Source organism: Demequina sp. NBRC 110054, assembly GCF_002090115.1.
Lineage (GTDB): Bacteria > Actinomycetota > Actinomycetes > Actinomycetales > Demequinaceae > Demequina.
Genome location: NZ_BBRK01000004.1, coordinates 834,397 through 854,367, shown reverse-complemented (window position 1 = coordinate 854,367; position 19,971 = coordinate 834,397). Strand labels below are relative to the sequence as shown.

14 protein-coding genes and 2 tRNA genes are annotated in these 19,971 nt (G+C 68.8%); 3 read left to right on the top strand and 13 right to left on the bottom strand.

Going from position 1 to position 19,971, the window contains the following annotated elements; all coding sequences use genetic code 11:
* Positions 1 to 13 precede the first annotated feature (13 nt).
* Positions 14 to 1,216 (top strand): benzoate/H(+) symporter BenE family transporter, encoded by a 1,203-nt coding sequence (locus B7K23_RS03895; RefSeq protein WP_084125080.1) that lies wholly within the window; start codon positions 14 to 16, stop codon positions 1,214 to 1,216.
* Here the strand turns inward: B7K23_RS03895 and B7K23_RS15645 are convergent.
* The 3 genes from B7K23_RS15645 to B7K23_RS03870 all read right to left on the bottom strand — a co-directional run bounded on the left by B7K23_RS15645 (position 1,203) and on the right by B7K23_RS03870 (position 4,210).
* Positions 1,203 to 2,117 (bottom strand): hypothetical protein, encoded by a 915-nt coding sequence (locus tag B7K23_RS15645; protein WP_159451304.1) that lies wholly within the window; start codon positions 2,115 to 2,117, stop codon positions 1,203 to 1,205. The two genes, B7K23_RS03895 and B7K23_RS15645, sit on opposite strands and share 14 nt — an antisense overlap.
* A 151-nt stretch (positions 2,118 to 2,268) precedes the next feature.
* Positions 2,269 to 3,204: a hypothetical protein gene (locus tag B7K23_RS03880; RefSeq protein ID WP_159451303.1), complete on the bottom strand. Its 936-nt coding sequence runs from the start codon at positions 3,202 to 3,204 to the stop codon at positions 2,269 to 2,271.
* Between the two features lie 154 nt (positions 3,205 to 3,358).
* Positions 3,359 to 4,210, bottom strand: coding sequence for a hypothetical protein (locus tag B7K23_RS03870; protein ID WP_084125077.1), 852 nt, complete (start codon positions 4,208 to 4,210; stop codon positions 3,359 to 3,361).
* A gap of 94 nt (positions 4,211 to 4,304) precedes the next feature.
* Between B7K23_RS03870 and B7K23_RS03865 the strand changes: the two genes are divergently transcribed.
* Positions 4,305 to 4,607, top strand: a complete 303-nt coding sequence (locus B7K23_RS03865) for a zinc-ribbon domain-containing protein (protein WP_159451302.1) — start codon at positions 4,305 to 4,307, stop codon at positions 4,605 to 4,607.
* Positions 4,608 to 4,667: 60 nt separating this feature from the next.
* Here B7K23_RS03865 and B7K23_RS03860 read toward each other — a convergent pair.
* The 7 genes from B7K23_RS03860 to B7K23_RS03830 all read right to left on the bottom strand — a co-directional run bounded on the left by B7K23_RS03860 (position 4,668) and on the right by B7K23_RS03830 (position 11,624).
* Positions 4,668 to 4,740: transfer RNA gene (locus tag B7K23_RS03860), tRNA-Ala, on the bottom strand.
* Positions 4,741 to 4,840: 100 nt separating this feature from the next.
* Positions 4,841 to 4,914 (bottom strand) — tRNA-Ile (locus B7K23_RS03855).
* A 100-nt stretch (positions 4,915 to 5,014) separates the two neighbouring features.
* A complete protein-coding gene (locus B7K23_RS15810) occupies positions 5,015 to 5,881 on the bottom strand; it encodes a DUF3566 domain-containing protein (protein ID WP_234996412.1) in 867 nt (288 codons plus the stop codon).
* An 85-nt stretch (positions 5,882 to 5,966) separates the two neighbouring features.
* On the bottom strand, positions 5,967 to 7,514 hold the full coding sequence (locus B7K23_RS03845; protein ID WP_084125075.1) for a SulP family inorganic anion transporter: 1,548 nt from the start codon (positions 7,512 to 7,514) through the stop codon (positions 5,967 to 5,969).
* 246 nt (positions 7,515 to 7,760) lie between these two features.
* Positions 7,761 to 9,515: a BCCT family transporter gene (locus B7K23_RS03840; RefSeq protein WP_084125074.1), complete on the bottom strand. Its 1,755-nt coding sequence runs from the start codon at positions 9,513 to 9,515 to the stop codon at positions 7,761 to 7,763.
* A gap of 142 nt (positions 9,516 to 9,657) precedes the next feature.
* Complete coding sequence (locus B7K23_RS03835) at positions 9,658 to 11,127, bottom strand: catalase (RefSeq protein ID WP_084125073.1); 1,470 nt, start codon at positions 11,125 to 11,127, stop codon at positions 9,658 to 9,660.
* Positions 11,128 to 11,189: 62 nt separating this feature from the next.
* The gene (locus B7K23_RS03830; RefSeq protein WP_084126127.1) at positions 11,190 to 11,624 is read right to left on the bottom strand and encodes a Fur family transcriptional regulator; all 435 of its coding nucleotides are present in this window, start codon (positions 11,622 to 11,624) and stop codon (positions 11,190 to 11,192) included.
* 210 nt (positions 11,625 to 11,834) lie between these two features.
* Between B7K23_RS03830 and B7K23_RS03825 the strand changes: the two genes are divergently transcribed.
* Complete coding sequence (locus tag B7K23_RS03825; protein WP_234996411.1) at positions 11,835 to 14,342, top strand: FAD-dependent oxidoreductase; 2,508 nt, start codon at positions 11,835 to 11,837, stop codon at positions 14,340 to 14,342.
* 216 nt (positions 14,343 to 14,558) lie between these two features.
* Here the strand turns inward: B7K23_RS03825 and B7K23_RS03820 are convergent, their stop codons facing one another.
* The 3 genes from B7K23_RS03820 to gyrA all read right to left on the bottom strand — a co-directional run bounded on the left by B7K23_RS03820 (position 14,559) and on the right by gyrA (position 19,948).
* Entirely contained in the window at positions 14,559 to 16,787 is a 2,229-nt protein-coding gene (locus tag B7K23_RS03820) for a beta-glucosidase (protein ID WP_084125072.1), read from the bottom strand.
* Between the two features lie 247 nt (positions 16,788 to 17,034).
* Positions 17,035 to 17,196, bottom strand: a complete 162-nt coding sequence (locus B7K23_RS15640; protein ID WP_159451301.1) for a hypothetical protein — start codon at positions 17,194 to 17,196, stop codon at positions 17,035 to 17,037.
* A gap of 166 nt (positions 17,197 to 17,362) precedes the next feature.
* Positions 17,363 to 19,948: a DNA gyrase subunit A gene (gyrA, locus tag B7K23_RS03815; RefSeq protein ID WP_084126123.1), complete on the bottom strand. Its 2,586-nt coding sequence runs from the start codon at positions 19,946 to 19,948 to the stop codon at positions 17,363 to 17,365.
* Positions 19,949 to 19,971: the final 23 nt, after the last annotated feature.

The following is a 19,971-nucleotide window of genomic DNA, read 5'->3' as shown; positions in this document are numbered from 1 at the left end:
TACCGTTCTGTTTATGGAACACGCGCGTCGGCACACCATCGCGATGGGGCTCGTGACGGCCCTCGTCGGCTTCGCCAGCTCGTTCGCGGTCGTCCTCGCGGGTCTGCGCAATGCGGGCGCGACCCCGGACCAGGCCGCGTCGGGACTGGCCGCCCTCTGCATCGTCCAGGCGCTCGGGATGCTGTGGCTCACCTGGCGGCATCGCACCCCCCTCACGCTCGCGTGGTCCACTCCGGGTGCGGCCCTGCTCGCGAGCCAGGGCGCGGCCGATGGCGGCTGGCCCGCCGCGATCGGCGCTTTCCTCCTCGTCGGCGCGCTCATCGTCGCCACTGGGCTCATCCGCCCGCTCGGCCGCCTCATCGGGCGCATCCCCACCTCGATCGCTCAGGCGATGCTCGCCGGCATCCTGCTCCCGCTGTGCCTCGCACCCTTCACCGCGCTCACCGGGCAGCCATGGCTCGTGGGCGCGCTCATCGTCGTATGGGTGGTCATGCAGCGGTTCGCGCCGCGCTGGGCCACACCGCTCGCGTTCGGCCTCGCGGTGGCGATCATGATCACCTCCACGGCGACCGACGGGGGCGTGCCGGTCGCGGCACCCGTGCTGACGTGGACCAGCCCCTCGCTCACCTGGGGGGCGATCCTCGGCATCGCGCTCCCGCTGTACGTCGTGACGATGGCATCCCAGAACGTCCCCGGCGCCGCCGTGCTCAAGGCGGCCGGCTACGAGGCCCCCTGGAAGGAGACGATGGTCGTCACGGGTGTCGGCACGATCGCCGGGGCAGGATTCGGCGGCCACGCGATCAACCTCGCGGCGATCACCGCGGCCCTTCCCGCCTCCCCCGAGTCTCATCCTGACCCGCGGCGTCGCTGGATCGCGACCGCGACGGCGGGCTGGGCCTACCTGGGCATCGCCGCGATCGCGGCAACGCTCACCGCGCTCGTCGAGGCCGCCCCGGCAGGGCTGCTCGAGGCCGTGGCGGGCCTCGCGCTGCTCGGCACCTTCGCCTCCTCGGTCTCGGGCGCGTTCGCCGTCCCCGACGACCGGATCCCCGCAGCGATCACCCTGCTTCTCGGCGCGTCAGGAGTCGCCCTCGCGGGCATCGGGTCGGCCTTCTGGGCGCTGCTGGTCGGGCTCGGGCTGCGCTGGATGATGACTCGCCGCGAGCCCTCTACCTCCGGGAAGGAAGCAGCGGAGTCCGTCGCTACTCGACCGTGACTGTGTCGCTGACCTTCTTCTTGGAGAAGTAGCCGGCCTTGTAACCGACGATCACGGCCTTGATCTCCTTGCCGCGGTCGGCCTCGGTCAGCGTGTAGTACCTGCCCGTCGCGCCGTCGATCACCGCGCCGTTGCGCCTCCAGTAGATGGAGTAGGTGTCGGGCTGGGGGTCCCACTGACCGTGAATCGCGGTCAGGGTCTCGCCGACCTCCGGCGTTCCCACGATCCTCGCATCGGGCGCATAGTGGAAGCCCTTCTTCACGTACTTCGCCTCGCTCGTGCGCGACGCCGTGTTGAAACCGGGGCGCTTCGCGGTGACGGTGACCTTGAGGTGGTGGCCACGGTCGGCCTTGGCCACCGTGTAGGTCTCATTCGTCGCGCCCTCGATCGGCTCGCCGTCGCGCAGCCACTGGTAGGTGAGCGACTTCGGAATCGGGTACCAGTAGCCGGTGCCCGCCTTGAGGGTCCGTCCCACCTTGGTCACCCACGGGACCCACGGTGTGGAGGCCGTCGTGAAGATGTTCTTGACGCGGCGCTCCTGGCTGAGCACCGTCGCGTCCGCGTAGCCCGACTTCGAGGCCGTGACGTCGACCGTCAGATAGGTGCCCCGGTCCTCCTTGGTCACCGTGTACGTCTGCTCCGTCGCACCCTCGATCGCCACGCCGTCCCGATACCACTGGAACGCGTACGAATCCGGAGTCGGCACCCACTCGCCCACCTCGGCCGTCAGCACCCGATCCTTCTTCGCCACCCCCGTGATCGTGCCCTGCGGCGTCGACGAGAACTCCAGGCTCTCGTCTGCGGACGCCGGCACGCTCACCAGCACCGACGCGGCCATCACCACCAGACCGAGGAGCGCACCCACCACACCCGCGCGGATACGCGTCGTCCTTGGCTCCATCAGCCCATGCGATTCAGTCACGTTGGTTCCCCCTGCTTCTGGTCACGATGGTCGCGCGGGCTCACCCGGGCGACCATCGCACCGTTGATGTCACAGTCAGGACGAGGCCCGCACACGAAAGGTTGGGGCGACCCTCTCCCGCATCCCGTCGCTACTGGACGGTGACGATGTCGCTGATCTTGTCCTTGGAGAAGTAGCGGGCCTTGTGCCCGACGATCTTCACCTTGATGTTGGTGCCGCGGTCGGCCTCGGTCAACGTGTACGTCTTGCCTGTCGCACCCTCGATCTTCTTGCCGTTGCGCTTCCAGTAGAAGGTGAAGCTGTCGGGCTGGGGCTCCCACTGACCGTGAATCGCGGTCAGGGTCTCGCCGACCTCCGGCGTTCCCACGATCCTCGCATCGGGCGCATAGTGGAACGCCTTCTGCACGTACTTCGCCTCGCTCGTGCGCGACGCCGTGTTGAAGCCCGGGCGCTTCGCGGTGACGGTGACCTTGAGGTAGTGGCCACGGTCGGCCTTGGTGGTCGTGTAGGTCTCATTGGTCGCGCCCTCGATCGGCTCGCCATCACGCAGCCACTGGTAGGTGAGCGACTTCGGCGTGGGGTACCAGTAGCCGGTGCTCGCCCTGAGCGTCCGTCCCACCTTGGTCACCCACGGGACCCGAGGCGTACCGGCCTTCGTGAAGATGTTCTTGACGCGGCGCTCCTGGCTGAGCACCGTCGCGTCCGCGTAGCCCGACTTCGAGGCCGTCACGTCGACCGTCAGATAGGTGCCCCGGTCCTCCTTGGTCACGGTGTACGTCTGCTCCGTCGCACCCTCGATCGCGACACCGTCCCGATACCACTGGAACGCGTACGAATCCGGAGTCGGCACCCACTCGCCCACCTCGGCCGTCAGCACCCGATCCTTCTTCGCCACCCCCGTGATCGTGCCCTGCGGCGTCGACGAGAACTCCAGGCTCTCGTCTGCGGACGCCGGCACGCTCACCAGCACCGACGCGGCCATCACCACCAGACCTAGGAGCGCACCCACCACACCCGCGCGCATGCGCGATGACGACGGACCCTCAGCGACCATTCTCTCGATCACGGCACTACCTTCCCCTTCGGAGCGCGCACAGCTTGGTTCGCGTGCGACCAGACTCACACAGAGAACGTAGCCGGATCGTGAAAGGTTGGGAAAGTCACCTACCCGCCGGACGGAAGGCCGTCCGCGAGGCGCCGGAGCGCGGTCCGCAGGAGGCTCAGCCCCACGCCTCGTTGAGCGCGTCCGTCCAGTCCGGGCACAGCTCGATGGCCGCGCTCATCACGCCGGCGGCGACCCACTCGTCGACGCCGTACCGGTCGGAGGTGTCCGTGAGCAGCTGGCTGATGTCCTCGTACGAGTCGGTCGCACCGCCCTCGAACTGCTCGCACACCCAGTAGCCGGCCTCGAGCTGAGTGTCCTCGTCCAGCCCCGTGTCCCACAGGTCGAGCACCCACAGGTAGGTCTCCTCGGGATCGTCGCCGTCGGGCCACGCGTCCCACGACGCCGTGACCGACGGGTCGGCGGTCAGGTCGCCGAAGGCCTCCTCGAGATCCTCAGCGTCCTCGGTGATCTCGGCCGCCCAGGACTCCCAGTCGTCGAGCCCGGACGATGCGGACGCGGCCAGATCATCGAGCGCGTCGGAGACGGTGTCGCTCGCCTTGTTCAGCAGCAGTCCCGCGAGGATCACGCCACCGACGCCGATCAGCAGGATCACGCCGACCACGATGCCGATGATCATCGGGGCCTTGCTCTTCTCGGCGGGCTGCTGACCCACGGGCGCCTGGCCTGGCGCCGCGGCGTACTGCGCGCCGGACTGAGGCGCCGCTCCGGCAGATTCTCTCGCGTCGGAGGTCGGCATCGAAGTCGTCGTGGGGCTCGGCTCAGCGGCAGGCATCTGCTGCGTCGGCGCCGCGGCCGCCTCGGCCTGCGCGTCGGCGACGGGGAGGGCCCTCGCCTCGGTCGCGCCCGGGTCCATGACCCAGTCGGTCCACTGCGCGCCATCCCAGTAGCGCTGCCTGCCGGATCCTGGCGCCGTCGGATCCTCGTGCCAGTCGGGCGTGGTGCTCATCGCGACCCCCTCAGCCGAACGGATGTCTCCTCATGACTGTACGTCCCTCGGTGCCTGTACGCTCAGAAAGGGGAAGATCACACATGGGGGAAGCATGAAGATCCCGGGAACGCGCTCACTCGCGGAGCGCTGGCCCGAGCTGGCCAAGGAGTTCGACGTGGAGCGCAACGCTCCGCTCACCGCCGCGGACGTGTCCGCGAGGTCGTTCCGCAGGGTGTGGTGGTCGTCTGAGACGTGCGGCCACTCGTGGCAGGACTCACCTCGGGGGAGGACCGGCCGCATGCCTCGCGATTGCCAGCTGTGCGGCGGAGGCGACACGCCTTTCGTGGTCGACGACCCGAACGCGCGCGTGAGGTTCGACAACGCGCACCGCGCTTTCGGCGGCACGGGTGTGTGACGGGCCCCAGCCCGCCACACACGACGAATGCCCGATGCGATCCGCATCGGGCATTTCTCGTGGAGCCTAGGGGACTCGAACCCCTAACCCCCTGCTTGCAAAGCAGGTGCGCTACCAATTGCGCCAAGGCCCCGTGTGGGAGATTCCAGTCTCCCACGGGATCTGGAGGACCGGTAGGGAGCGGCTGCGCCGCATCGACCTGAAGTCCGGCACGACCGTCCGGTCGTCTTCCGTGGGCCCAGGAGGACTTGAACCTCCGACCTCTTCGTTATCAGCGAAGCGCTCTAACCGCCTGAGCTATGGGCCCGTTCACCGCGGCTTGGCCGCGGCGATAAACCATACCAAACGCGCGGGGCGGGAACCAAATCGGCCCCCGGCCCCGGCATCGGGACGGTCGGTGACGAGGATCAGTCGTCGGTGAGGGTGACGTAGAAGCCGCCCACGACCGCGGAGATCACGTTGTAGAGGAACGCGGAGATCGTCGCGAGCGCGGTGAGCAGGACCACGTCGACCACGGCGATCAGCGTGGTCGCCGCCATGATCTTGTTGAGATCGAAGAACTGCATGAGGTCCAGCTCGCTGTCCTCCGGGAACAGCGTGAGGATCCAGTCGTTGATCGTCGTGAAGATGCCCATGGTGTTGAGCACGTTCCACAGCACGTAGACCGCGACGACGAGCATGATGCCCACTGCGATCGACAGCAGGAAGCCGATCTTGAGGGCCGACCACGGGTCGACGCGCGACACCAGGACGCGGACCTTGCGCGGTCCGCCCTTGTGCGCGGACGCCGCGATCGGGTCGGCCGAGCGGACCTCGTTCTTGGCGCGGGTCGCGGAGGCCTTGATCTTGCCGAAGGCCGTCTCGGTCTCGTCGGACGCGGGCGCCTTGGTCGCGGGCTTCGGCGCCGCGGGGCTCGCCGGCTGCGCGGGCGCGGTGCTCACGGACTGGGTCTGGCTGCCCGCGGGACGCACGGGAGCGGTCGCCGCACCGGGGGCGAAGACGTTGGTCGCGCTGCGGGGAGCAGTCGGGGCCTGTCCGGAGACGGGACGGGTCGCGCTCTGACCGGTCGTCGGGCGCATCGGGCTCTGACCCGTGGTCGGACGCGTCGGCGTCTCACCGGTGACGGGGCGCGTGGGGATCTGTCCCGAGCGCAGCGAGGTGCGCTGCGGGTTGCTGCCCGAGGCGGGCGTCACCGACGGCGGCTTCGTCGCGGACGCAGGCGCCCACGCGTTCTCACCGGTGACGGGCTTCGTGCCGCGATCTTCCGCGTTCATGAACTCTCCTCCTGGTGGCGCACAGCGCGCCGATGCCTTCGTCCAAGGGTACTTGAGGGGCACAAGCCCCACGCGCGCGTGTGGACTAGTGGCCGCTTCCCAGGTGGCCCGAGATCCGGCCGTGGAACTCCTGCGACGCGTCGTTGAGACCCACGATCTCGACGCTCTTCCCATGATTCTCGTACTTGTACTCGATCGAGTCGAGCGCGGCGACCGTCGAGGCGTCCCACACGTGCGAGTGCGTCATGTCGATGATCACCTTGTCGGGGTCGCCCGCGTAGTCGAACTGGCTGTAGAGATCGTTGGACGACGCGAAGAACAGCTCGCCGGACACCGTGTACCGGCGCACGCCGTCCACGACCTCGCCCCCCTCGACCTCGGCGATGTGCGCGACCCTGCGCGCGAACAGCACGGAGGCCAGCACGACGCCAGCGACGACGCCGTACGCCAGGTTGTGGGTCGCGACCACGATCGCGACGGTCACGAGCATGACCGAGGTCTCCGAGCGAGGCATGCGACGCAGCGTCGACGGGCGGATCGAGTGCCAGTCGAACGTGGCCCACGACACGAAGATCATCACCGCGACGAGCGCGGCCATCGGGATCATCGCGACCAGGTCGCCGAGCGCGAGGATGAGGATCAGCAGGAAGATTCCCGCGGCGAACGTCGAGAGGCGCGTGCGCGCACGGCCGACCTTGACGTTGATCATGGTCTGGCCGATCATCGCGCAGCCGCCCATGCCGCCGAAGAAGCCGGTGATGATGTTCGCAGCGCCCTGGCCCCAGGCCTCGCGCGTCTTGTCGGAGTGGGTGTCCGTGACGTCGTCGACGAGCTTCGCGGTCATGAGCGACTCGAGCAGGCCGACGAGAGCGATGCCGAGCGCGTAGGGCGCGACGATCTCAAGCGTCTCGAGGCTGAACGGCACGTTCGGGAAGAACAGCGTGGGCAGGCCCTCGGGCAGCGCGCCCTCGTCGCCGACGGTCGGCACAGCCATGCTGAACGCGACGGTCACGATGGTGAGCAGGACGATCGCGACAAGCGGCGCGGGCACGACGGTCGTGAGCCGGGGGAGCAGCGCGATGATCGCGAGTCCCACGGCGACGAGCACGTACACGACCCACGACACGTCGGTGAGGTGCGGCAGCTGCGCCATGAAGATGAGGATCGCGAGCGAGTTGACGAAGCCGATCATGACCGAGCGCGGGATGAAGCGCATGAGCTTCGCGACGCCGAGCAGCGCGAGCACCACCTGGAAGATGCCGCCGAGGATGACGGCCGCGATGAGGTAGTCGAGCCCGTAGTCGCGCGCGAGCGGCGCCACCACGAGGGCGACCGCGGCGGTGGCGGCCGAGATCATCGCGGGGCGGCCGCCGAGGAAGGCGATCGCGACCGCCATCGTGAACGACGCGAACAGACCCACGCGCGGGTCGACTCCCGCGATGATCGAGAACGAGATCGCCTCGGGGATCAGCGCGAGCGCGACGACGAGGCCGGCGAGCAGCTCGGTGCGCATCACCTTGGGGCTCAGCCACTCGGGACGGCGCCACGAACGTGGGTCCCAGGGGGTGCCGAAGCGGTTCGTCACCTCGGGTACGCCGGTGGACGTGCGCGGGCTGGCGGCGGGAGTGCTCATGAGGTCTCCAACGGGGACAGGGACGATGCGTCAGTCGGGCAGGCGCGAACGCGCGCCTGAGCGCGTCATCGAGAGGGGAGGCCTGCGATGGCCGTCGTCCAGGCTACCCGATGCGCCCGGCGGGCCCCCTGGAGCGTGCCGCACGCCACATCGTCCGGGCGCCAGGGCGCGCTCGCCCCGTCCCTGGCCCATGCCGCATCGTCCATGGGGACGTCCGCGCCCCGCACCGCTGCTCGGGCAGCGCGGTCACTCCTCGGGCGTGGTCGGTTCCGGCGTGCTCGGCTCCGCCTTCGCGGGCCTCTGCTTCAGCCGGAGGCCGCGGAGCCTCGACAGGGGGGAGCGCGTCGCGGACTGCACGGCAGGGGGAGAGGGCTCGAGGCCGTAGTGGTCGCCGATCTCCGACAGCAGCTCCTGTCGGTCCTCGAACTCGTACCTCATGTGCTCCGCATGGAACATCTTCCACAGCGACACGACCATGAGGAGCATCACGATCGAGAAGGGCAGCGCCGCGATGATCGACGCCGTCTGGAGCGCGCCGAGGCCACCCGCGAGAAGCAGCGCGGCGGCGAGCACGCCCTCGGTGATGCCCCAGAACAGGCGCACCCAGGTCGGCGGATCATCGGTGCCGTCCGCGGTGAGCATGGACACCACGAGCGAGCCCGAGTCGGACGACGTGATGAAGAACAGCGCGATGAGGATGATCGCGCCGATGGACACCAGGTAGCCGCCGGGGAGATCGGCGAGCAGCGTGAACAGCGACATCGTCGAGTCCACCGAGCCGTCGGCGGCGATGAGCCCGCCGTCGCCGTTCATCTCCTGATAGAGCGCGGTCCCGCCCATGATCGAGAACCACAGGAACGTGATGACCGTAGGCACGGCGAGCACGCCGGCCACGAACTCGGCGACCGTGCGGCCCTTGGAGATGCGCGCGATGAAGATCCCGACGAACGGGGCCCACGCGATCCACCACCCCCAGTAGAAGGTGGTCCAACCGGCCTGCCACGTCTGCCCGGCCTCGCCCTGATACGCGGAGACGTCGAAGGTGAGCCCGATGAAGTTCTGCATGTACGTGCCCAGGGACTGCACGAACTCGCGCGCGAGGAACAGGGTCGGTCCCGCGATGAGCACGAACACGAGCAGCGCGCCCGCGAGCACGAGGTTCGCGTTGGACAGCCACTTGATGCCCTTGCCGACCCCCGACAGGAGCGACATCACGGAGACCGCGGTGATGAGGCCGATCAGCACGACCTTGGCGACGTTGCCGGGGCTCGACAGCAGCTCGACGGCCTCGAGGCCCGACGCGATCTGGCTGACGCCCAGCCCCAGCGAGGTCGCGACACCGAAGAGGGTGCCAACCACCGCGGCGACGTCGATCGCGTGCCCGAGGCCACCCTTCACGCGATTGCCCAGCACGGGCTGCAGGGACCAGCGGATCGACATCGGCTTGCCCAGCCGATGGACCGTGTACGCGATCGCGGCGCCGATGACCGCGTAGATCGCCCACGCATGGATGCCCCAGTGCATGTACGACTGGTTGATCGCGAGCTCCGCGATGTCCTCGGTCGAGCCGCCCGCCACGGAGGGTCGCGGGTTGGCGAAGTGGTTGAGAGGCTCGGCCACGCCCCAGAACACCAGGCCGATGCCCATTCCCGCCGCGAACAGCATCGAGAACCAGGACCCGGTCGAGAACTCAGGTCTGTCGGACTCCTTGCCCAGGCGGATGCGGCCGAAGCGGCTCAGCCCCATGTAGAAGGAGAACGCGACGAAGATCGCGACGGCGAGGATGTAGTACCAGCCCAGGGCTCCCACGATCGAGCCGTTGATGTCGCTGAACACCTGGCTCGCGGTGTCTGGCCAACCGATCGCGAAGGCCGCGAAGCCGACGATGATGACGGCGGAGGGGAAGAACACCCAGGGGGTGATGCTGCGGGTCGGTGGGGTCGTGCCTGGCTCGGTCACCGTCTCTGTCGACGGTTCCACATGGTGGTCCTGCTGCGACATGGGTTTCACCGTAGCAAGGTGCCATGGCATCCGCAGGAGGAGTTCTTTGCCCGGGCATGACGAAGGCCGGACCTCCTGGGGACTGGAGGTCCGGCCTTCGTGCCGGGGGAGAACCGAGGGACGATGCTCCCGAGCGGACTTCTTAGACGGCCACCGGCGCGAGGTTGGCGCGCAGCGCGGCGCCGAGCTCGGCGTCCACGTTGGTCCAGTACTGGATCGCGCGCTCACGGATGTCATCGCTCTTCACGGCGCCGACGTGACCGGAGATCACGTTCAGGAAGGTCGCCTTCTGCTCGTCCGAGAACACCTCGCGGTAGAGGGTGCCGGCCTGGCCGAAGTCGTCGTCCTCGGGGTGCAGCGTCGCGGCGGCGCGCACCATCGCGCCGTCCGACTCCCAGTTGCCGGTCTCGCCCGCGCGCTCGGGGTCGGCGTGGGCGCCACCCTTGCTGTTGGGCGCGTAGACCGGGGTCTCGGGCGCAGAGAACGAGTAGCGCATCGAGCCGTCCTTGGAGTAGGAGTGGCCGTCGGCGGAGGCGTTCTTGGGCTGGTTCACCGGCAGGTCGGCGTGGTTGGTGCCGACGCGGTAGCGGTGGGCGTCCGCGTAGGAGAAGATGCGGGCCATCAGCATCTTGTCGGGTGAGGTGCCGATGCCGGGCACGAAGTTCGACGGCGCGAACGTGGCCTGCTCGATCTCCGCGAAGTAGTTCGCGGGGTTGCGGTTGAGCTCCATGGTGCCGACCTCGATGAGCGGGTAGTCGGCGTGCGGCCAGATCTTCGTGAGGTCGAACGGGTTGAAGCGGTAGGTCTTCGCGTCCTCGTACGGCATGACCTGCACCTTGAGGGTCCAGCGCGGGAAGTCGCCGTCCTCGATGTGCGTGTAGAGGTCGCGGATGTGCACGTCGGCGTCCGTGCCAGCGAGCTCATCGGCCTTCTCGGCGCTCATGGTGTGCACGCCCTGCTCGGAGATGAAGTGGTACTTCACCCAGAAGCGCTCACCCTCGGCGTTCATCCACTGGTAGGTGTGCGAGCCGTAGCCGTTCATCTCGCGCCACGAGTTCGGGATGCCGCGCTCGCCCATGAGCCAGGTGACCTGGTGGGCCGACTCGGGGGACAGAGTCCAGAAGTCCCACTGCATGTCGTTGTCGCGCAGGTGCGAGCCGGGCAGGCGCTTCTGCGAGCGGATGAAGTCGGGGAACTTGATGCCGTCGCGGATGAAGAACGTGGGGGTGTTGTTGCCGACCAGGTCGTAGTTGCCCTCGGTCGTGTAGAACTTCAGCGCGAAGCCGCGCGGGTCGCGCCACGTGTCGGGCGAGCCGGACTCGCCGGCGACGGTCGAGAAGCGGGCGAGCATCTCGGTCTCGACACCCGGCTGGAAGAGCGCCGCGCGGGTGTACTTCGCGATCTCGGGGTTCGTGGTCGTGAAGGTGCCGTACGCGCCTCCGCCCTTGGCGTGGACCACGCGCTCAGGCACGCGCTCACGGTTGAACTGCGCGAGCTTCTCCACAAGGTAGTGGTCGGTGAGCGACGTGGGACCGTCGGCGCCGATCGTGAGCGAGTGCGCGTCCGACGCGACGGGGGCGCCGGAGTTGGTGGTCGTGAACTTGTCCGTCATGGTGGGCGGACCTCCTTCGGGGATCGTGGGGACCTGACGAGGGAACTGCTGCCGGGGCAGCGTCAAAGAGCGGGAGCGTCGACGGCTGCCTCGCGGCAGTCGGTGCAGATGCCCCAGAACGTGACCTCGGCCTCCGCGATCGCGAAGCCGTGGTCATCGTCGGGGACGAGGCAGGGAGCGTGTCCGACCACGCAGTCGATGTCCTCGACCTTGCCGCATGCGGTGCACACGACGTGGTGGTGGTTGTCACCCACTCGCAGTTCATAACGAGCGGGAGAGCCTGCAGGTTCGATGCGTCGCGCAAGTCCTTGCGCGGTGAGGTCTCCCAGGACGTTGTAGACGGCCTGGAGAGACGTGCGGGGCAGGGTCTCGGCGACCTTGGCGAAGACCGCGTCCGCGGCGGCGTGCGGGTTCTCGGACAGCACATCGATGACCGCCACACGGGGAGCCGTGATGCGCAAGCCGGCGTCAGCCAGCATAGTTCGCGCGTCGGTCATCATGCAGGACAGGCTACAGGGTTTATTTGAATTGATCAATTAAGGATAGGGACGAGGCGCCAGCCGCCTCCACTCGCCGTGCAGAGCCGGGCTCGTCGCGGCATGCTGGAAGAACGCGCTCAGACCCCGGCACGATGCGGTGACCAAGGGCCTACGAATGCCCCAGGGGGCATGGCCTAGCCTTGCAGCAGGACAAATACCCCGGGAGGTATGAACATCATGAAGCTGGTCGTCGTCGGCGGAGTCGCCGCCGGAGCATCCACCGCAGCCAGGGCCCGCAGGCTCGATGAAGAGGCCGAGATCGTCGTCTTCGAGCGCGGTCACCACGTCTCGTTCGCGAACTGCGGCCTGCCGTACCACGTGGGCGAGGTCATCCAGGAGCGCTCGAGGCTGCTGCTGCAGACGCCCGAGAGCCTGCGCGAGTCGCTCAACATCGATGTCCGCATCGCGACGGAGGTCGTGTCGATCGACCGCGAGGCCAAGACGGTCTCCGTGAAGGAGGTCGACACCGGCAAGGAGTACACCGAGTCGTACGACAAGCTCGCGCTCTGCATGGGCGCCGACGCCGTGCGCCCGCCGCTGCCCGGGATCGACCACCCCGCGGTCGAGGTCCTGCGCCGCATCGGCGATATGGACAAGATCAAGACCCGCCTCGACGCCGCAATCGCCGCGCAGAAGGCCGGCAAGCGGGGCACCGTGTCCGCGGTCGTCGTCGGCGCCGGCTACATCGGCCTCGAGATGGCCGAGAACCTCCACCACCGCGGCGTGAAGGTCGACGTCGTCGAGCTCGCCCCGCAGATCCTGCCCCCGGTCGACGCGGACATCGCCGCGCCGGTCGAGCGCCACCTGCGCATGCGCGGCATCAACGTGCACCTGTCCACCGCCGCGGCGGCGTTCCAGTCGCTGTCCGACTCGGACGGCTCGGACCGCGTGAGCGTCGAGCTCAACTCGGGCACGACCCTCAAGGCCGACCTCGTGATCCTCGCGGCCGGCGTGAAGCCCGCCGTCCAGCTCGTGAAGGACGCTGGCATCGAGCTCGGCGAGCGTGGCGGCATCAAGGTCGACACGCACATGCAGACGTCCGACCCCGACGTCTATGCCGCGGGCGACGCCGTCGAGACCCCTCACCCCGTGCTGCCGGGCGCGTACCTCGCGCCGCTCGCCGGCCCGGCGAACCGCCAGGCCCGCGTCGCCGCCGAGAACATCTGCGGCCGCGACACCGAGTACAAGTCCACGCAGGGCACCTCGATCGTCAAGGTGTTCGACATGGTCGCGGGCGGCACCGGCGCGACCAAGCGCCAGCTCGAGGCCGCGGGACTCGACTACCGCGTCGTCCACGTGCACCCGTCGGGCCACGCCGGCTACTACCCCGGCACCGCGATGATGCACATCAAGCTGCTCTTCTCGCCGAAGGACGGGACGATCTACGGCGCCCAGGTGTGCGGCTTCGACGGCGTCGACAAGCGCATCGACGTGTTCGCGATGGCGATCCGCGCGGGCCTCACGGTCTTCGACCTCGAGGAGCAGGAGCTCGCCTACGCCCCGCCGTTCGGCTCGGCGAAGGACCCCGTGAACATGGCCGGCTTCGTCGCCGCGAACACCATCCGCGGAGACTTCGCCCTCTGGTACGCCGAGGAGTGGCCGCTCGCCGACGGCACGCGGCTCATCGACGTCCGCACTCCCGAGGAGTACGGGATCCACCACCTGCCGGGAGCGGAGAACGTGCCGCTCGCCGACTTCCGCGAGGCCGTCAAGGGCTGGACCGACAAGGACCAGCCGATCCGCGTCTACTGCGCGGTCGGCTTCCGCTCCTACCTCGCGCACCGCATCCTCATCCAGAACGGCTTCACCGACGTGAAGACGCTCTCGGGCGGATCGACCACCTACGGCCACGTGCACGACAACCCGGCCGAGGAGTACAACGCTCAGCCGCCCATGGAGAACTACGCGGAGAAGGTGTCGGTCGCGTCGGCCGTCGCGGCGGCCACCGGCCAGGTCAGCGACCTCGACTGCACCGGTCTCGCGTGCCCCGGCCCGATCATGCGCCTGTCCGACGCCATGAAGAAGGCGAACGCGGGCGACGAGATCCGCGTGACCGTCTCCGACCCGGGCTTCGCGCTCGACGGTCCCGCGTGGGCCTCGAAGAACGGCCACACCCTCGTGTCGATGGACCCCAAGGGTCCCGGCTTCGTCGCGACGTTCCGCAAGGGCGGCGTGGCGCCGGTGCAGACCGGCGGCGGCGCGGGCGGCAACAAGCTGTCGATGGTCGTCTTCTCTGGCGACCTCGACAAGCAGCTCGCGGCGTTCATCATCGCCAACGGCGCCCTGGCCATGGGCCAGGAGGTGTCGCTGTTCTTCACGTTCTGGGGACTCAACGCGCTGCGCCGGACGGATCCGCCGGCCCGCGAGAAGAGCACCATGGACAAGATGTTCGGGATGATGATGCCCAAGGGCGCCGAGAAGCTGACGCTCTCGCAGATGCACATGGCCGGCGCCGGCACCGCGATGATCAAGAACGTCATGAAGCAGCACGACGTCCAGTCGCTTCCGGAGCTCATCAAGAACGCGCAGGCCGGCGGCGCCCGCCTGCTCGGCTGCACGATGACGATGGACCTGCTCGGCATGGCGCAGTCGGACCTCATCGAGGGCGTCGAGCTCGCCGGTGTGGCCACCTTCCTGGGCGAGGCCCAGGAGTCGGGCACGACGCTGTTCATCTGACCCCCTTCCATGCGCTCCGCACGGATCTCGGCGCGACGCGCGAGCGTGTCGCGCCCTACCACGGCGTGTCGCCGGGGTGTCGGAGGTGGATCCGTGCGGAGTGCGTAGGGGCGAGACGAGGCGAGGGCCCCGGGGTGATCCCCGGGGCCCTCGTCGTCTGTCAGATGCGGGGCGTGACGCCCACTTCCTCCCGAGTTCGCCTTGCCCGCGTCAGCCCTACTGCTCGAGCTCGGCGAGCATGCCCTCGACCGTCTCCACGCCCGTGCCGGGTGCCGTGAAGTCGGCGATCTTCACCATCGGCATCTGGAGCATCATGCCCGCCATCTCCTCGTCGGCGAACAGGTCCGTGCCCCCGGTCCCCGCGCCCGCCTCGGTGAACCTCTCGAGGACCTTCGAGCCGACGGGGTGGTGCAGCCAGTCCTCGAAGTTGGAGTCGATGTCGAGAGGCACGACCACCGGCGGCACCTCGAGCTCGAGGGTCTGGGACGCGACGATGTCGCGCGACGAGCGGCCCAACTCGACGACGAAGTCGCCCGGCTCGACGGTCCACCCCTGGGTGCCCCAATACGCGAACGCCCTGTCGTCGAGCGCGAGCTCGACCACCGTCGACTCGCCTGCCGCGAGGCTCACCTTCTGGAACGCCTTGAGCTCGCGCACCGGCCGGTCGACAGTCGACTCGGGGTCGCCCACGTAGACCTGGACCACGTCGGACCCGGCGCGGTCGCCGGTGTTGGTCACCCTCACCCGCACGGTCGCAGCGGCGACGCTCGCGTCGGGCACCTCGACACCGAGCAGCTCGTGCGCGAACGTCGTGTACGACAGGCCATGCCCGAACGGGAAGGCCACGTCGCGGTCGGTCGCGTCGTACCAGCGGTATCCGATGTAGATGCGCTCGCCGTGGCGAACGATCTTGTCGCCGCCGGGCCAGTTCACGAAGGCCGGGGTGTGCGCAAGCCTCCACGGCACCGTCTCCGCGAGACGGCCACCGGGCTCGGCCTGACCGAACAGGATCTGCGCAAGCGCGGAGCCTCCCGCCTGGCCGGCGAGCCACATGTCGAGGATCGCGGGCGCCTTGCCGACGACCTCCTCGAGGGACACGACCGAGCCGTGGGACAGCACGACCACGACGCGCGGGTTAGCTGCGTGCACCGCGGCGAGCGCGTCGAGCTGCACCTGCGGAAGGTCCATGTGCTCGCGGTCCCAGCCCTCGGACTCCACGGCGTCGGGCAGCCCCAGCATGAGGACCACGACCTCCGCCTGCGCCGCGGCGTCGACCGCGACGCCGAGCAGGTCGGCATCCGGCTCGCCATCGAGGCGGAAGGCAGGGGCGTGGACGACGTCGCGTCCCGTCGCGTCCGCGATCGCGGCGAGAGGCTCGTCGAGCCGGGTGGGAACGACGTGCGAGGAACCGGCGCCCTGATAGCGGGGAGCGGTGGCGAAGGGTCCGAGCACGGCGACCGTGCCGCCCTCGGGCGAGAGCGGGAGAAGCCCGCCCTCGTTGGCGAGCAGGACGGCGGACTCGGTCGCGACCTCGCGCGCCAGGGCGTGGTGGGCCTCGACGTCGAACTCGACGTCCGCGGTGCGGTCCGCGCGCAGTCGGTCGTGAACCGTGAGGATACGTGCGACCGCCTTGTCGAGGTCGGCCTCGTCGAGCCTTCCCTCCTTGACCGCCTCGACCACGGAGGCGGGGCCCGCCTCACCGGTGCTGGGCATCGTGAGGTCGAGCCCTGCCGCGATCGCCGTGGCGGGATCCCAGGTGGCACCCCAGTCGGAGACCACGTAGCCCTCGTAGCCCCACTCGTCGCGGAGGACCTCGGTGAGCAGCCAGTGGTTCTCCGAGGCACGCACCCCGTTGATCCGGTTGTAGGAGCACATGACGGTGGCGGGCTGCGACTTCGTGACGACGCGCTCGAATGCCGGGAGGTAGATCTCGCGCAGCGTGCGCTCGTCGACCTCGGCGCTCACGCGCATGCGGTCGGTCTCCTGGTTGTTCGCGGCGAAGTGCTTGACCGAGGCGCCCACGCCCAGAGCCTGGAGACCGTTGATCCAGGCCGCACCGAGCTCGCCCGCGAGAAGCGGGTCCTCGGAGAAGTACTCGAAGTTGCGCCCGCCGAGGGGGGATCGCTTCATGTTGACGCCAGGGCCCAGGAGGACGTCCACGTCCTCGACGCGGCACTCGACCGCGAGGGCGGCTCCCATCCTTGCGAGGATCGCGGGGTTCCAGGTCGACCCTGTCGCGGCTGCGGTGGGGAAGGCCGTCGCGGGCACCGACGCGTTGATGCCAAGGTGATCGGAACCGCCGACCTGCTTGCGAAGCCCGTGCGGACCGTCGGTCAGCATCGCGGACGGGATTCCCTTGTCCTCGATCCCGACCGTGGTCCAGAAGTCCGCGCCGAAGACGAGCCGCGCCTTCTCCTCGAGGGTCAGCTGGCTGATGTCCGTCATCTCTACTCCTTCGTCACGGTGCGGCACGCCCCGAGGACGAGCGAACCCGCTTTACAACTGTCGATCGAAACGTTACAACGAATGGCGCGTCCATCGTGTCACGAGGGGGGGTGCGACGGCACCGCTCACGTGACGAGATCCGGGGACCACAGCAGCTCCGTCTCGCGTCCGGTCCGACGCCGGCGTCCAGAGCAGTGCGTGGGAACTCACCCGTCGCCGCGATCGAGCAATCAGGGAAGGTCCCAGCTCACCTCTCCTTGCGGCCCTTGCGGGTGGCGGCCGCCTGAGCGGCCGCAGCGAGGGCAGATGCCTTGGCCGAGATCGCCGCCTTCGCCGCGCGGGGCGGCGCGGTGCGCTCCTCCGGGGGCAGGACGTGGCGCGGCTCGTCCTTCTCAGCGCGCTCGTTCATTCACAGTCCTCCGGTCTCGCCTCACCCTATCCGGGGTTGCAGGTGCTCGGTAGCACCCGCGTCTCCGATCCACCCGTGCCAAGAAGGCAAGAGCCCGAGCGGCCGACGACCACGGGGGTCGAGTCGGCGCTGCTCGGGCTCTCGTGAGGCGCTGGCGCCCTCGGATCTACTCGGCGCTCTCGGCGCTGTCGACTGCCGGGGCCGCACCGTCGGTCTCGGCCGCGGCGACCTCGGTCGCCTCCGCCTCGGCCTCATCCTCGTCGCCGAGGTTGCGCTCGACGTTGCGGGCGATGCCGATGATGGAGTCGTTCTTGCCCGGCTTGGCGAAGATGACGCCCATCGTGTTCTTGCCCTTGATGGGGACCTCCGACACGGGGGAGCGCATGACCTTGCCCGAGCCCATGATGACGAGCACCTCGTCGGTGTCCTCGACGAGCATCGCTCCCACCAGGTCGCCGCGCTCCTCGGTGAGGGTCGCGACCTTCACGCCGAGACCACCGCGATGCTTGGGGGCCCATGCCGATGCGGACGTGCGCTTGGCGTAGCCGGCCGCCGTGACGACGAACGAGTACGGGCCGTCCCCGGCCGTCGCATCGTCCTCGGTCTCCGAGTCGGCGTCGTCCGCCGCCTCGGCAGTGCCGGCGAGGATGACGTCCATGGCGAGCAGCTCGTCGTCGTCCCTGAAGGACATGCCCTTGACGCCCGACGTCGCGCGCCCCATCGAGCGCAGCTCGTCGTCCGACGCATGGAAGCGCAGCGACTGGCCCTTGCGGCTGACCAGCATGAGGTCGTCCTCGGGACCCGCGAGCCGCGCGGAGATGAGCTCGTCGGGACGGGTCTCACCGTCTTCGCCCTCGACCTCTCGCAGGTTGATCGCGATGAGGCCGCCGGAGCGGTTCGAGTCGTACGCGGACAGGTCGGTCTTCTTCACCAGGCCCCGCTTGGTGGCGAGCACCAGGTAGGGCTTGTCCTCGTAGGACCTGAGCTCCATCACCTGGGCGATCTCCTCGCCCGGCTGGAAGGCGAGCAGGTTGGCGACGTGCTGGCCCTTCGCGTCGCGGCCACCCTCGGGGAGCTCGTACGCCTTGGCGCGATACACGCGGCCGAGGTTCGTGAAGAACAGCAGCCAGTGGTGGGTGGTCGTGACGAAGAAGTGATCGACCGTGTCGTCCGAGCGGAGCGAGGCTCCGCGCACGCCCTTGCCGCCGCGCTTCTGCGCCCGGTACTGATCCGAGCGGGTGCGCTTGACGTAGCCGCCGCGGGTGATGGTGACGACCATCTCCTCCTCGGCGATGAGGTCCTCGATGTCGACCGAGCCGTCGAACGGCGAGATCTCGGTGCGACGGTCGTCTCCGAACTTGCGGACGATCTCCGCGAGCTCGTCCGAGATGATCGTGCGCTGGCGCTCCTCGGAACCGAGGATCTGCTGGAGGTCCTTGATCTCCTCCATGAGCTTCGCGTAGCGCTCCTCGATCGCCTGGCGCTCGAGCGCCGCGAGGCGGCGCAGCTGCAGGTTGAGGATCGCGTCGGCCTGGACCTCGTCCACGTCGAGCAGGTCGATCAGGCCCTGGCGCGCCTCGTCGGCTGACGGGGAGCGACGGATCAGCGCGATGACCTCGTCGAGCTTGTCGAGCGCCTTAACGTACCCACGCTGGATGTGGGCCTCGCGCTCCGCCTCGCGGAGGCGGTACGCGGTGCGGCGCTGGATGACCTCGATCTGGTGGACCGTCCAGTGCTTGACGAACTGGTCGATGCTGAGCGTGCGCGGCACACCCTCGACGAGCGCGACCATGTTGGCGCCGAAGGTGTCCTGCAGCTGGGTGTGCTTGTACAGGTTGTTGAGCACGACCTTGGCGACAGCGTCACGCTTGAGCACGATGACGAGTCGCTGGCCCGTGCGGCCCGAGGTCTCGTCGCGGATATCGGCGATGCCCGAGAGCTTGCCGTCCTTGACGAGCTCCGCGATCTTGAGCGCGAGGTTGTCCGGGTTCACCTGGTACGGCAGCTCGGTGACCACGAGGCACTGGCGGCCCTGGATCTCCTCGACGTTGACGACGGCGCGCATCGTGATCGAGCCGCGGCCGGTCCGGTACGCCTCCTCGATGCCCTTGCGGCCGAGGATCAGCGCGGCCGTCGGGAAGTCGGGGCCCTGGATGCGGGCGATGAGCGCGTCCTGGAGCTCCTCACGCGTCGCGGTCGGGTGGTCGAGGTACCACTGCACGCCCTCCGCGACCTCGCGCAGGTTGTGCGGCGGGATGTTGGTCGCCATGCCGACCGCGATGCCGGCCGAGCCGTTGACGAGCAGGTTGGGGAAGCGCGAGGGCAGGACGACGGGCTCCTGAGTGCGGCCGTCGTAGTTGTCCTGGAAGTCGACCGTGTCCTTGTCGATGTCCCGGACCATCTCCATGGCGATGGGCGCCATGCGAGCCTCGGTGTATCGGTGGGCCGCGGCCGGGTCGTTGCCGGGGGAGCCGAAGTTGCCCTGACCGGAGGCGAGGGGGTAGCGCAGTGACCAGTCCTGCACCATGCGCACGAGGGTGTCGTACACCGCGGAGTCACCGTGCGGGTGATAGTTACCCATCACCTCGCCGATGATGCGCGTGCACTTGGAGAACGCGCGGTCGGGCCGGTAGCCACCGTCGAACATCGCGTAGACGACGCGACGGTGGACGGGCTTCATGCCGTCGCGGACGTCCGGCAGGGCGCGTCCGACGATGACCGACATCGCGTAGTCCAGGTAGGACTGCTGCATCTCCACGTTGAGATCGACACGGT